The sequence below is a fragment of the Rhizobium aethiopicum genome, from assembly GCF_900094625.1.
Classification (GTDB): domain Bacteria; phylum Pseudomonadota; class Alphaproteobacteria; order Rhizobiales; family Rhizobiaceae; genus Rhizobium; species Rhizobium aethiopicum.
Map to the genome: position 1 here is coordinate 1 of NZ_FMAJ01000023.1, position 13,866 is coordinate 13,866.

The 13,866-nt window shown below is 60.3% G+C and carries 9 protein-coding genes and 1 pseudogene; 1 reads left to right on the top strand and 9 read right to left on the bottom strand.

The features are described from left to right. The 9 genes and pseudogenes from GA0061105_RS28540 to GA0061105_RS28580 all read right to left on the bottom strand — a co-directional run. Positions 1-390, bottom strand: a pseudogene (locus GA0061105_RS28540) (IS110 family transposase); the annotation flags it as partial. Positions 391-592: 202 nt separating this feature from the next. Then, complete coding sequence (locus tag GA0061105_RS28545; RefSeq protein ID WP_092754348.1) at positions 593-2,695, bottom strand: beta-galactosidase; 2,103 nt, start codon at positions 2,693-2,695, stop codon at positions 593-595. Between the two features lie 106 nt (positions 2,696-2,801). Further along, on the bottom strand, positions 2,802-3,677 hold the full coding sequence (locus tag GA0061105_RS28550; protein WP_092754351.1) for a 2-hydroxy-3-oxopropionate reductase: 876 nt from the start codon (positions 3,675-3,677) through the stop codon (positions 2,802-2,804). A gap of 7 nt (positions 3,678-3,684) precedes the next feature. Beyond that, the gene (gene otnI, locus GA0061105_RS28555; RefSeq protein ID WP_092754354.1) at positions 3,685-4,464 is read right to left on the bottom strand and encodes a 2-oxo-tetronate isomerase; all 780 of its coding nucleotides are present in this window, start codon (positions 4,462-4,464) and stop codon (positions 3,685-3,687) included. A 10-nt stretch (positions 4,465-4,474) separates the two neighbouring features. After that, positions 4,475-6,184, bottom strand: a complete 1,710-nt coding sequence (locus tag GA0061105_RS28560; RefSeq protein WP_092754357.1) for an ABC transporter ATP-binding protein — start codon at positions 6,182-6,184, stop codon at positions 4,475-4,477. A 10-nt stretch (positions 6,185-6,194) separates the two neighbouring features. After that, positions 6,195-7,382 carry an ABC transporter permease gene (locus GA0061105_RS28565; protein ID WP_092754360.1) on the bottom strand — a complete coding sequence of 396 codons (1,188 nt, stop codon included), beginning with the start codon at positions 7,380-7,382 and terminating at the stop codon, positions 6,195-6,197. 10 nt (positions 7,383-7,392) lie between these two features. Continuing rightward, positions 7,393-8,379: an ABC transporter permease gene (locus GA0061105_RS28570; RefSeq protein WP_092754363.1), complete on the bottom strand. Its 987-nt coding sequence runs from the start codon at positions 8,377-8,379 to the stop codon at positions 7,393-7,395. 105 nt (positions 8,380-8,484) lie between these two features. Beyond that, complete coding sequence (locus tag GA0061105_RS28575) at positions 8,485-10,593, bottom strand: family 10 glycosylhydrolase (RefSeq protein ID WP_092754445.1); 2,109 nt, start codon at positions 10,591-10,593, stop codon at positions 8,485-8,487. Positions 10,594-10,679: 86 nt separating this feature from the next. After that, on the bottom strand, positions 10,680-12,605 hold the full coding sequence (locus GA0061105_RS28580) for an ABC transporter substrate-binding protein (protein ID WP_092754365.1): 1,926 nt from the start codon (positions 12,603-12,605) through the stop codon (positions 10,680-10,682). Positions 12,606-12,785: 180 nt separating this feature from the next. Between GA0061105_RS28580 and GA0061105_RS28585 the strand changes: the two genes are divergently transcribed. Continuing rightward, positions 12,786-13,814, top strand: coding sequence for a LacI family DNA-binding transcriptional regulator (locus tag GA0061105_RS28585; RefSeq protein ID WP_064692968.1), 1,029 nt, complete (start codon positions 12,786-12,788; stop codon positions 13,812-13,814). Positions 13,815-13,866 lie beyond the last annotated feature (52 nt).

A 13,866-nucleotide genomic window follows, 5' to 3' on the forward strand; every position in this document is an offset into this window, starting at 1 on the left:
CAGCGTCTCACCGTCGATGCGGTCGGTCTTCGCCCGGCGATGCCGGCGCGGCATAGCGATTGAGGCCGCCTCTACAATGTGGCTCTCTATCCAAGCTTCCTGGCTCAGCACTCGTCCCAGCCAGAAGCCATCAAGTCCGGCCTCTTGGATCATCACCAGTGGGTAAAGTATGTTCTTTCGCCGCTTGGCTTTCTGGCGAAGTGCAGCAAAGCACGCAAACAAACCGGCGATGTCGCCTCCTGTGACGGTGTGTCGGGACATCTTTTCGCTACAAGGTGACAGTGCTGTCACGAGCCATGTTGATTTGCTTAATTCCAACGAGATGAAAATTGCGCCAAGATCGACGAGAGTAGCGGTCTGCGCTTGAGATTGATCTGCTGTCATCGGCATGGTTGGCCTCCAGAGAGTTTTCTAGCGACCTCACTCTGCCACGGTGTAGGCCGCTACTCACCCCTGATGGGATCTCAACTGCAAGAAAGAGCCATTTGCAAATTGCGTCAAACTACCGAAGCGGCGATGGGGAGGAATGGCCGACGGATGCAAGATCACTGCCTGTATCCGTCCGGCCAAGTTCAATCTCGTTCACTGCTGACTAGGATAGCGGCAGGACCAACACGTCTCGGGCCGGCACCTCGATGCGGTCTGCATCAAAAGCAAATTCAGGCGGCCAGGCGGCCTTGCCGCCGGAGAGCTTTCCTTCAGCGAGGCTGACTGATGTTGTCTGGTTCTCGCGTGTTGGGTTGACCAGCCAGAGGAAGCTTGCGCTCTCCCCTCTGTGGATACGAGCAAAGATTGCTTCGTTTGACAAGGTTACGTGCCGCGTCCTGGCGCTCCAGGCCACAAGCCCGGCAAAAAAAGCGGCATTGGACCTACCCTCCGTGCGATAGAAGGCGACAGAGGGATTCGTTCCGATAAGCAAGGTGCGGCCCCTGCCAAAACGACTTTCGACCACTGCAAGGCGCCCATCGTCGAAATGACCGCGCCCGGTGCCGCCTGTCAGGCGGTAAGATTGCAGCAAACCTCCGCCATCGACGGCTATGTCGCCGAACTTGAAACGGATGCGGTTGCCGATGTCGGGCATGAATTCGACGTCTTCCTCGCGCACGCCGAAGACCTCATCAAGCCCCAGATTGGGCTGCACCTGACCGACATGACCGCGATCGCCGAAGTAGCCCGGGCAAGCTTCGGCAATGAGCGTTCCGCCCTTTTCCACCCAGGTTTTCAGGCGTGCCGCCTGTTCGGCGGTGAACATGATCGGGTAGGGGAAATAGAGGAAGTCGTAAGCGTCGATATCGTCGATATGGACCCAATCCGGTTGTAGCCCCTGTTCGAGGAAGGCGCGATAAGCGCCCCACATGGCTTCGGGATAGGGCTTTTCCCTGCGGTCATAATTCAGCAGGTAATCCCATTCCTGCGTTTCGCGGACGACGAGGATGCCCACCTCGCCACGCACCGGCTTGGCTTCCCAAAGTCCTGCCTGAGCTGGGTCATTGGCCCATTTCGCCATCAGGCTCTGCATGTCGGAGCGCGGCGTGCGGCTGCCGTCCATGCCATAGGCGCCGAAGGCGCCGAAGAGCGGCCCGTCGAGCAGCGGACGCCAGCGCAGGTTCAGGATGCCGCGAGCGCCGCCGGCAAAGGAGGTCATGCTCCAGATGCGGATGTCCTCGGGCTCGGCGACGCGACCGTCTTCCTTGTCGCGGCCGATCACCTGCGGCTGCAGCCAGAGCGGACCGCCCTGACGTTCCGCATGCCAGAAGGGCTTGCCGCGGGCAGCGGCGCGGTTGATGTCGACGCCGTACCAGGTCTTCCACGGCTCGGTGCCCTTGCGCGCCTGGATCCAGGTGAAGCCGTAGATTTCGACCTTGGAAGCGGCGAGCCAGTCGTCGCAGCCATTGGCGGCCATGTTCGGGATCGAACCGGAGACGCCGTGGGCGGCTATGACGTTCTTTTGGTCGACGGCGCGGATCGTATCGATGCGCCACTGCATCTGGTCATAGAAATTGTCACGCTTGAACTGCAGCCAGTCGATGCATTCCGGATAGGGCGCCATGTGAACCGGCGGCTCGACGTCGTCCCATTCGGCATAGCTGTACCGATGCCACGCTTTGGCGAGCACTTTCAGGCTGCCGTATTTCTTCTCCAGCCATCTGCGGAAGGCGGCCTTGGCATAGCTGCTGTAATCGACATCGGCGGAATAATTGCACTCATTCCAGACGTCGTACCCATAAATTGCCGGATGATCCTTGTAGCGGGTGGCAAGCGCCGTCAGGAACTCGCCGGCGGCTTCCTTCACCTCAGGGCAATTCAGCGTCAAAGCGCCAGCGCCGCCGCCATTGTTGGAAAAGCCGCCGGTCGCAGCCGATACGCCCATGTAAGAGCCGAGCTTGGTGCCGTCGGCATTGACCTGCAGCGCATCGGCATATTTGCGCACCGCCCAGTCCGGCACAGCATGGATGAGTTCGGCAATAACCGTTTTGATGCCGTTTTTGGCGGCGAGATCAAGCTGGCGATCATATTCCTCCCAGTCGTAGACGCCGGGGGCCACTTCGATCGCACTCCACATGAACCAGTGGCGGAAAATATTGAGGCCGTCTTCGCCCGCCGTTGCATAGTCACGTTCCCAATCGTCGCGCGGCGGATTGGACTTGCGGAAATAGACCGCACCGTAAGGAAATTGGATATCGTTTCTGAGCATTTTCCTGTCCTTCTCTATCGATGCCCGGACATGGCTTCGCCTCCCGAAGAAAGGCTCCGGCATGAGGCAATCGAATGTCGTCCGGTGAGGTCTAAGCTGTCCTGATCTAGCGCGGTCCTCCGGCGAGGAGCTCGAGCGTGCGGATGAGGGCGGAGTGGTCGCGTTCACCGTCACCATTGGCGATCGCGGCATTCATCAGTTGCTGGGTGGCGGCCGTATTCGGCAGCGAAAGATCGAGCGCGCGCGCGGCGTCAACAGCGAGCGTCAAATCCTTGCGGTGCAGGCGGATGCGGAAACCGGGGTCGAAGGTCTCTTTGACCATGCGATCGCCATGGACTTCGAGAATTCGCGAGGCGGCAAAGCCGCCCATGAGGGCTGCGCGCACCTTGGCCGGATCGGCGCCGGCTCGTTTGGCAAAGAGCAGGGCTTCGGAGACGGCTTCGATGGTGAGACCGACGATGATCTGGTTGGCAACCTTGGCGGTCTGGCCATCGCCGACACCGCCGACCAGGGTAATATTCTTGCCCATCTTTTCAAAGAGCGGCATGGCGCGCTCAAAAGCCGCTTCCTTACCGCCCGCCATGATGGTCAGCGAGGCAGCCTTGGCGCCGACTTCGCCACCCGACACCGGGGCATCGAGATAATCGCAGCCGAGCGCCTCAATGCGCTTGGCGAAGTTTTTGGTGGCGACAGGTGAAATCGAGCTCATATCGATGACGAGCTTGTCGGCGGACATACCCGACGCCACGCCATTCTCGCCGAACAGCACGGCTTCGACATCAGGCGTATCCGGCAGCATCAGTATGATGATGTCGGAGGCTTCTGCGACGGCTTTCGCATGAGCGGCGGCGGTGCCACCCTTGGTGACGAGATGCTGAGAAGCTTCTCTCACACGGCTCAGATGCAGCATGTGGCCGGCATCGATCAGATGTTCCGCCATCGGGCGGCCCATGACGCCCAGTCCAATAAAACCGATATCCATGTCACGCTCACTTCCGGTAGGGGTTCATCCAGCCAAGGCCCTCGCTGGTGCCGGCCTTCGGCTTGTATTCGCAGCCGACCCAGCCGTCGTAGCCGAGGCGGTCGAGTTCGGAGAGGATGAAGGTGTAGTTGATCTCGCCTGTGCCGGGCTCGTTGCGGCCGGGATTGTCGGCAATCTGCACATGGGCGATCTTGTCCTTCAACCTGGTAAAGGTCGGGATCAGGTCGCCCTGCATGATCTGCATGTGGTAGAAATCATACTGGATGTAGAGATTGTCGGAGTCCACCTTTTCGAGGATGCGCTCGGCATGATCGGTGGTCGACAGGAAGAAGCCTGGAATGTCGCGCAGGTTGATCGGCTCGATCAGAAGCTTGATGCCGGCATCGGCGCAACGGATCGCCGTATATTTCAGGTTATCCACCAACACTCGTTCCAGTGTTTCCAGATCGGTGCCCCTCGGCATCAGGCCGGAAATAACATTCACCTGCTCGCAGGCGAGCGCCTTGGCATAATCGAGCGCCAGCGACACGCCGCTGCGGAATTCCTCGATGCGATCGGGCAGGCAGGCGATGCCGCGTTCGCCGCTGGCCCAGTCACCGGAAGGCACGTTGAATAGAGCCTGCTTCAATCCGCTCGCTTGCAGAGCTTCGGCGACCTTCTCTTTCGGCTCGGCATAGGGGCCGAGATATTCGAGCGCGCTGAAGCCGTCTTTGGCGGCAGCGCCGAAACGGTCGAGAAAGGGCAGGTCCTGATAGAGGAAGGAAAGGTTGGCGGAAAATTTCGGCACTGGAATACCTTCAAGCATTGGCCGGGGCGACGAAACGCTGCCGATGCAGCATGCGCTTGTCGCGGGGGTCGGGATTGGGAACGGCTGAAATCAGGCTCTTGGTATAGGCTTCCTGCGGCGCGGTGCAGATTTGCTCCGCCTCGCCGAGCTCAACGATCTTGCCGCGATGCATGACGGCGACGCGGTCGCAGAAGTAGCGGACGACGGAGATGTCGTGGGAAATGAAGATGAAGCTCAGGTTCAGCCGTTGGCGGATATCGAGCAGCAGGTCAAGGATCTGGCTGCGAATAGAGACATCGAGCGCCGAGGTCGCTTCATCGGCGATGATGATGCGCGGATCGAGTGCAAGGGCACGGGCGATGCCGATACGCTGACGCTGGCCGCCGGAGAAGGCGTGCGGATAGCGCTCCATTCCCAACGGATCAAGGCCGACAAGACGCATGAGTTCAGCCACCCGGTCCTCCAACGCCTTGCCCTTTGCAAGCCCGTTGACGATCAGCGGGTCGCCGATCACGTCCTTGACGGTCATGCGCGGATTGAGCGAGGCGAACGGATCCTGGAAGACGAGGCGGACGTCGCGATGGAAGTTGCGCAGGTCCTTCTTGCCGAGTTTGGTGACGTCGATCTCGCTGCCATCCTTGCCGCGGTAGAGGACGGTGCCGGCCGTGGGCTCAACAGTACGCAGGATCAGGCGGCCAAGCGTCGTCTTGCCGGAGCCGCTTTCACCGACAATGCCGAGGTTTTCGCCAGGATAGAGATCGAAATTGGCGTTATCGACGGCGCGCAGTGTGTTGGCTTTGCCGTGCCAACCGAAGGTCTTGCTGAGGTGGCGCACCGACAGGATCGGCAGCGGCGCCTCCGGAGACAGGGCGATTGCAGGCAGCTTGCCTTCGACATGATGTGTGAGCTTCACCGTCGATGCCAGCAATTGCCGGGTATAGGGGTGGGTGGCGCCGTGATAGATCGCATCCACCGGCCCGCGCTCGACGATATGACCGAAGCGCATGACGGCGACGTCATCTGCCACTTCTGCGACCACGCCCATATCATGGGTAATGAGCAGCATCGCCATACCGCGCTCGACCTGTAGACGCTTGATGAGGTCTAGGATTTCGGCCTGTGTCGTCACATCGAGAGCGGTCGTCGGCTCGTCGGCGATCAGGATGTCGGGATTGCCGGCGAGCGCCATGGCTATCATCGCGCGCTGCCGCATGCCGCCAGAGAATTCGAACGTATAGCGGTCCGCCATCCGGTCTGGATTGGGGATCTCGACCTGCCGCAGCAGTTCGACCATGCGCTCACGCGCCGCTTTCTTGTCCGGATTGCTGTGCAGGCGGATCGCCTCGATGATCTGCGAGCCGATGGTGTGCACCGGCGAAAGCGAACTCATCGGCTCCTGAAAGATAAGCCCGATGCGCCGGCCGCGGATCTCCCGCATGGCGCGGCTGCCGGGTGCAAGCGTGGCGACATCGGTAACCTCGTTACCATTGCGCAGCAGGATGCGGCCGCCGACGATGGTGCCTGGCCTGTCGACGATCTGCAGCAAAGAGCGGGCCGTAACACTCTTGCCCGAGCCGCTTTCGCCGACGAGGCAGAGCGTCTGACCGCGCTTGAGCTGAAAGCTGACATTTTCGACGGCATGAAGGATATGGGTGCGAAGCCGGAAATCGATCGAGAGATCTTCAACCGAGAGAACGACCTCATCAGGAAGTGCGGTCATGGCTTCCTCCTCAATTGTCATAGGGATCGGCTGCATCACGCAGTCCGTCGCCGAAGAAGTTGAAGGACAGGACGGCTACGACGACCGCCAGGGACGGCCAGACCAGCAGCCAGGGCGCGGTCGCGACAGTACGAATGTTCTGGGCATCCTGCAGCAGCACGCCCCAGCTGACGACGGGCGGCTTCAGTCCGATGCCGAGGAAGGAGAGCGAGGTCTCGGCGACGATCATCGTCGGCACGGCGAGGGTGACGACGGCGAGGATGTGGCTTGTCAGCGAAGGCAGGATGTGACGGAAGATGAGCCGCGCCTCGCTCGACCCGTCAAGGCGGGCGGCCGTGACAAAATCCTCGCTGCGCAGCGCCAGGAAGCGTCCCCGCACCTCGCGCGCAAGGCTGGTCCAGCCGAGCAGCGAGACGATGATGGTTATGACGAAATAGACGTTGACGGGCGACCATGTAAGCGGGATCGCCGCCGCAAGGCCGAGCCAGAGTGGGATGGTCGGCATGGCGCTGACGACTTCGATGACCCGCTGGATCAACGTGTCGACCCAGCCGCCGTAGAATCCCGAGATTGAGCCAAGCACGACGCCGAGCACCAACGACATGGCGACGCCGACGAGGCCGATCGACATCGAGATCCGGGTCCCGTAGACCAGCCGCGAAAAGACGTCGCGGCCCAGGCGATCGGCGCCAAGCAGGTACATGGGATCGTTGGGATTGATCGGGCCGATGAAGTGGCGGTTCATCGGGATTAGTCCCCAGAGCTTGTAGGCAGGCCCGTTCACAAAGAAACCGACAGGCACGACCTTGGTGTCGTCGACGACGAAGGTGCGCCGCAAAGCCACCTTTTCGATCTCCACCTTGTAACCCTTCACGTGGAAATTGAATTCCGAGCTGCCGTCCGGCTTGGTGACGAAGAAGCTGAGACCCTGCGGCGGAGCGTAGGTGTATTGCGGCTTGGATGTTGCGGGCAGCGAGGGCGCCAGGAACTCTGCGAAGAGGCCGATGAGATAGAGGAGCAGGATGATAAAACCGGCCACCATCGCCACCTTCTGGCGAACGAGTTTGCCGGCGATCAGCCGCCAGGGGCCGATGGCAGCCGCCGAAACCGTCTTGCCTTGTTTCAGCGGACTGATCGAAGGTCCGGCGGCGGCGACATATAGGGGTCCGGCGTGGGTTCCGATGGTTTCATGTGTCATCGCCACCTCCTCAGTTGAACCGAATGCGCGGATCGAGCAGCGCAAGCAAGAGGTCCGACAGGAGCATGCCGACGAGAGTGAGAGCCGAGAGCAGCAGGATGAAGCTGCCGGCGAGATACATGTCCTGCGAGACCAGGGCGCGGAAGAGCAGCGGCCCGGCTGTCGGCAGATTGAGGACGATCGCCGTGATCGTCACGCCCGACACAAGATGGGGCAGCACCCAGCCGATCGCCGAGACGAAGGGATTGAGCGCGATGCGCACCGGATATCTCATGATCACCTTGTATTCCGGAAGACCCTTGGCGCGGGCGGTGATGACATAGGGCTTATGAAGCTCGTCCGTCAGGTTGGCACGGAGGATGCGGATGAGGGCGGCTGTTCCCGAAGCGCCGATAATGATGATCGGAATCCAGAGGTGGGCGAGGAAATCGACGACTTTGGCGAGGCTCCAGGGCGCTTCTGCATACTCGGGCGAGTTAAGGCCGCCGACGCTCTGGCCGAGATAGCGATAGGCGATATACATCAGCGTGAGCGCCAGAATGAAGTTCGGTACGGCAAGACCGATAAATCCGAAGAAGGTGAAGACGTGGTCGCCGACCGAGTGACGGCGCACGGCCGAGTAGATGCCGATCGGCAGGGCGACGATCCAGACGAAAAGCAGGCTCAACAGCGAGATGACCAGCGTCGAGCCCATGCGCGCCCAAATCAGGCCGGACACGGGCTGGTTCCACTCGAACGACCAGCCGAAATCGCCGCGGCTGACGATACCCCACATCCATTTGACATACTGGATATAGAAGGGGTCGTCGAAGCCGTAGATCTCCTTCAGCCGCTCGATCTGCGCGGGATCGACGGCCTGGCCGCTGTCGCTCATCGTCGCGATCATCGACGTCAGGTAGTCGCCCGGCGGCAACTGGATGATCAGGAACGAGATCAGCGACATGCCGATCAGCGTCGGGATCATGTAGAGCACGCGCTTGAAGATATAGCCAAACATCGGAATCTTCTCCTCCCGTTGAGAGCGCCCCACCGGGCACTTCCTTCGGACCTCCGTCCGTCTGCGGCCTTTCGAGCCGAAGGCGCCTCTCCTTGTCGCAACATCTCATTTCCAGGTGAGATGCAGCACCTCCAGCCGTTCGATGTCAGGCACCTCCACCTCTGCCCTGCCATCCCTCATGCTGAACTTTGCGGCGCGATCGGTGACGACAAGCCATGCCTTGGCGATCGACCTGCCTTCCGGAATTTCGACCGAAATCGTCTGCGCCGCCAGAGGGTAATTTTCCCGGATCGGCCCCTTCATCATCATCGGGTTGGTGAGGTTGAAGAGGCTGAGCGCGATTCCTTCGGCATTTTCGCGCAGCGCCACGTCAACAACGCCGGGACCCTTCACTTCGATGCGCGGTGTCTTGCCGAGCGCCCAGCGGATGGCATTGGCGATCAGCCGTCCATGATCGACGGCAAAGACCTCCCAGAAGATCTCGCCGATATTCCATGGGATATAGACCGTGCGCCCGCCTTTGCCGGTTTCGCGGGCGATGACAGCGGCTCCATAGGGCGCCTTGCGCGGATAGACCTCTTCCATCGGCAGATCCGGGAAATCGGGCACATAGAGAAAGGGGGTCGCCGCATCCCCGGTCGGCTCTGCGTGAATGATGCGAGTGCCGCCCATGATGCGCTCGGCGCCCTCGTAGCCTTGATTGACAGGGTGATCGCCTGAGAGAGCCACATAGGTGTTCTTGACGATGCCGCGCGGCCCGGAGACCAATTTGGCGCCGAACACATCCGAAAGGCCGAATTCGCTGCGCTTCTTGCCAAATTCATCGCGAAGCGACGTTTCGAAGGATGCAACGACGCTGCCGCCTCGCGCCACATAGGCGCGGATCGCTTCGTTCTGAGCATCCGATAGGCAGGAGGCATTGGCAAGGATGATCAGCTTGAAACGATCGAGATTTTCCTCAGTCAGAACCTGGTCGGAGAGGAGCTCAAAGGGCAGGCGGGCTTCGACAAGCGCATGGTAGAAGCCGAGATCGTGCTTTTCGGCGCTGTGCCGTTCCTCCGGCGCCCAGTGGCGGAGCGTCGTCGAAGGGTCGATGACCGCGATTTCGGCCGTCGGCTTCATGCTTTCGAGAACGGGCTCGACCGCTGCCTGCAGCGAGAAGGCGTCGGCAACCGGGTCCACCCAGCGTTTGTCCGGCACGACGCCATTGAACTTCGTGAACCACGCGTAAAGACCGTGGGCCGTACCGTCATTGATCCAGAGCTGCATTTCCTCGCCCGAGGTGACCGCGTCCTTCCAGCGATACTCCTCCTCCGGGCCGATCGAAGTTATCAGCACGACCGGACGGTCGGGGAAGGTGGCGCGGATGCGCTTGCCGTTGCGGCCTGCAGACCAACCGACTTCCAGACCCTTGCGGCCCTGGTGGTCGACGACGAGGAAGGGGCAATGTCTGGCGATGACGGAGAGGTCGAACTCCATCAGCGAAGCGCCGCCCATATTCGGAATGAAGCTCGCATGCGGGCGGATCGCTTTGACCGCATCGTCCCACTGGGCGATCATGTCGGTCAGAACCCGGCGGCGCCATTGCACCCAGGCCTGCCATGCCGGATCCTCGGCATCAGACTTCTTCGGCAGGGCGTGACCGAACATGTCCTTGAAGCGGCGGGCGCTATCTTCACTATAGTCGACGCCGTGGCCCTGCCAACGATTGGCGAAGACGGCGTCGATGTCATATTTGCGGACGATTTCCTTGACCACTTCGGGCATGAAGACGGTGTTGTAATCGCCATAGGCATTGGTAACCCAGACGTCGCGGTAGGCCCAGTGCCGGCGCGGCGTGCCGTCGGCGTTGATCATCACCCATTCCGGATGAGCCTTGGCGGCATCGTCATGGATTGCATGTGGATCGACGCGGGCCATGACGTGCATGTCGAGCTTGCGGGCGGCATCGACAAGTGCGCCGAAGATATCCTTATCGCCCAGATATTTGCTCACATAGTGATAGGGGACGTCACTCGGATAATAGGCGACATAGCCGCCGGCGCTGAGGCATACCGCGTTGGATTTGGTGCGCTTGAAGACGTCGATCCAGAAGGCCGGATCATATTTTTCCGGATCGTCCTCCACGAAGGTGAGCTGGGTCCAGCGTGTTGCGGTCTTGAACCAATCCGGGGTGCGCAGCGTGTCGCTATTCTGTCTTCTGGCGTCGAGCATCGTCTTCATCCAACCATTGGGCAATGAGGGACCGTGACGCCGGCTGCCACAGCCGGCGCCTCGAATTCATTCGCTGTCACAGGCCATCAGACCTTGTAGAACTGCTCCGGCATGGTGGGAGCAGGCGTCGGCCAGCCGAAAGAGTTCGGCATCGTCTTCGTGATGTTCTTCATGTTGTTCTTGACGATGCCGTAGCCATCCGGGGGCAGAGAGATGCCAAAAACATAGAAATTCTCGGCAGCACCCTGCAATATCTGCTTCATGACCTCCTGCTGGGCAGCCGGATCGGAAGTCGATTTCAGCTTGTCGTAGAGCTCAAGCTGCTTCTTGGTCTCTTCCGGTGGCTCTTCCGCATTGGCATTGGTACGGTCGAGATACCAAAGCTGCCAGGCTGGCGCATACATAGCGTTCGAATCCGTCGGCACGTAGTAGCGCGGATCGAGCATGGCGGCGACGCCGCCATTGGCGCCGAACTGGTGTGCCGTAGCGTCGAAATCGCGGCCCTGGCGGACGCGGGTTTCCCACAGCGATCGATCCATGGTACGCATCTGTGCATCGATGCCGACGGCCTGGAACATCGGGATGACGAGCTGGAAAAGATCGAGGAAGACGGCGCGCGCCTGGTCGATTTCGAAGATCACCGTCAATCGGCGGCCCTTTTCGTCCAGGCGGAAGTTCTGATCGTCACGCTCCGGAATGAGCTGATCGAGCATGGCGTTCGCCTTATCGACGTCGTAGCTCGTGAACTGCGTGGCGAGCTGTTCGTCATAAAGCGGATCGCCCGGCTTGATCGAAGGTTGGGCGGGAGCGCCCTGGCCTACGAGCACGGCATCGATCAAGGCCTGGCGATCGAGCGCCATGGAGAGTGCTGCACGGAAGTCCTTGTTGCGGAAGAGCTTCCGCTTGGTTTCGTCATTGTGGTTCAGGTTGAAGATGAAGTTCATCACATTGGCTTCGGTCGAAGTCAGTGTATAGAAATCATATTTGCCCTGCTCACGCGCATCGTAGAGAACCGACTTGTTGTTCGGCGTGGCGATGTACTGGTCCATCAGGTCGATCTCGCCCTGCATGGCCTTCAGGAGCAACACCTGGGGATCGGCGACCATCTGGTAGACGATGCGGTCCATATAGGGAAGCTGGTTCCCTTCCGTATCAACCTTCCAGTAGAAGGGATTGCGCTCGGCAATGGCACGTTCGGTGTTCTCGCCGGGGGCGACCGTGAACATCCATGCATGCAGGCAAGGCTTTTTCGAGGAGTTCAGGAAGAAAGCGTTGTCGTCCTGAAAGCCGGAAGCGGATTGGAAGGCAGCAATCCAGCTTTCGAAGCCGCGCTGCTTGGCAAGCTCGTCAGCCTTCGGATTGTAGTCAATATGGAACTGCTCGAGATAATGCTTGGGGCAGCGGGTCGTGTGATCGCTATTAGACCAGGCGACCTGAAGCGGAAACATACCGTTAGGCTTCGCGAAGATAACTTTAAACGTCTGCTCGTCGATGACTTCGAGCTTTGCCGGCTTGCCTGATGTCTTCCAATGTCCCTGACCGATCACGGCAACGCGCTTGTCGGTCAGGATGGTGTCGTACCAGAATTTCACGTCAGCTGTAGTGTAAGGGTGTCCGTCCGACCACTTCATGCCCTTGCGCAGGCGGATGGTATATTCGGTGGAATCTGAATTGCCGTCGAAGGCTTCGGCGACGTTGAGCGTCACGCCAGACCAATCTGGCTTGTAGCGGAGGAGCGGCTCGTATGCTTGGTAACGGAACAGCATGGAGAGCGAACCACCGCCGACAAGGGCCATGTTCCAGTCGCCGCCATATCTCCCGACGCTTTCGACCGGCTTGATGACGAGGGGATTTTCCGGCAGCCGGTCCTTCAGCGGCGGCAGTCCGCCGCTCGAAACCTTGTCCTTCAGAATATTCGCTTCTTTGTAGTCCAAGCCAAGCGCAGGCAGCGCCGGCAAAAACAGAGCGGCCGAGGTCCCGGCCAGAAACGCGCGACGTTTCAGCTTGATCATAGGGTTCTCCTCCAAACGTCCGCTCTTTCGGTTGGTTTTTGCTTTATCGAGCGGACCGAGGTGAAGAATACATTTGGATATTGTTAGGTAAAGCGTTATGTTTTATTAGTGCGAAAGTTTGTCTTTGCAGGGAGAACCGTGTAGCGGAATGGCTGCACGCCGGCGTGGAGGAGGTGGAGAGTGAGAAGCAGGGGGCGAATTACCTTACAGACGATCGCGCAAGAGGTCGGCCTCTCAAAATTTGCCGTCTCACGTTCGCTGGCAGGCAAGAGCGGCGTCAGCGAGGAAACGCGTGCGCTCATTCGCGCAACGGCCGAGCGGCTGGGCTACACGCGCCCTGCCGGCCAGTCGCAGTCAAACGACATTGCGGTCGTGTTCCACGATCTCGATGCCGTCAATAGCGAGCTTTACATGCAGGTCCAGAATGGCGTGCAGCGTGAGGCGCACAGGCTGGGGATGGCGCTGCGCATCCGCTGGACGCATAGCGCCGGGCAACTCGAGGAATTGGCGCACTCATGCGCAGGCTTGTTGCTCGTTGGCCCGCATGATCGCGAAGCGGTGGAGGCGGCAACGGCGACCGGCATTCCGATCGTGCGTTTCGGATGGGTCGATGCGCTGGAGCAAGCCGACCAGATCACTGGCACCGACCATGAAGCGGGTCAGGCGGTGCTTCAATATCTGATTGGCCTTGGCCATCGATCGATCGTCTATGTCAGTGGCACGCCCGGCTTCCGCGGCCGGCGGGAGCGATTTTATGGAGCCCGTGAGATCGCCGAGCGCCACGAGGATGTCTCGTTGCAGGTATTGGAGTTCGACGAGCAGAACGGCTTCAGCGCGGCCTTCCGGGACTTAAAGGAAAAGGGGTTTCATCCCACGGCCTTTTTCTGCGCCCATGACGGTTTGGCGCTGACCGTCGTTTCCGAATTGCTGGGGCAGGGATACCGGATTCCCGATGATGTTTCTGTCATCGGCTTCGGCGACTTTTCACCGGCGACCCAGATTTCGCCGTCGCTGACGACGGTGAAGATGGAAGGGCAGGAGGCCGGCGCCGTCGGCCTCCGCCTGCTCCTCGAGCGCATAGAAAATCCGCGGCTTTCCGGGATGCCCGCCCGGCGGGTGATGATTGCCTCACGCATCGTCGAACGCCGTTCTGCTGGTCCTTGCGCATCCCGCGCTGAACCCTCTAGAACGACGCTGGCGAAGCCCTAGACGACCACCCGCTAGTGCACGGATGCAGACGCTGCGTGTAAAGCATCTGGTT

Coding starts and splice junctions, on each gene's coding strand:
- GA0061105_RS28545 (WP_092754348.1), bottom strand. CDS start 2,695: ATGCTCAGAAACGATATCCAATTTCCTTACGGTGCGGTCTATTTCCGC.
- GA0061105_RS28550 (WP_092754351.1), bottom strand. CDS start 3,677: ATGGATATCGGTTTTATTGGACTGGGCGTCATGGGCCGCCCGATGGCG.
- GA0061105_RS28560 (WP_092754357.1), bottom strand. CDS start 6,184: ATGACCGCACTTCCTGATGAGGTCGTTCTCTCGGTTGAAGATCTCTCG.
- GA0061105_RS28565 (WP_092754360.1), bottom strand. CDS start 7,382: ATGACACATGAAACCATCGGAACCCACGCCGGACCCCTATATGTCGCC.
- GA0061105_RS28570 (WP_092754363.1), bottom strand. CDS start 8,379: ATGTTTGGCTATATCTTCAAGCGCGTGCTCTACATGATCCCGACGCTG.
- GA0061105_RS28575 (WP_092754445.1), bottom strand. CDS start 10,593: ATGCTCGACGCCAGAAGACAGAATAGCGACACGCTGCGCACCCCGGAT.
- GA0061105_RS28580 (WP_092754365.1), bottom strand. CDS start 12,605: ATGATCAAGCTGAAACGTCGCGCGTTTCTGGCCGGGACCTCGGCCGCT.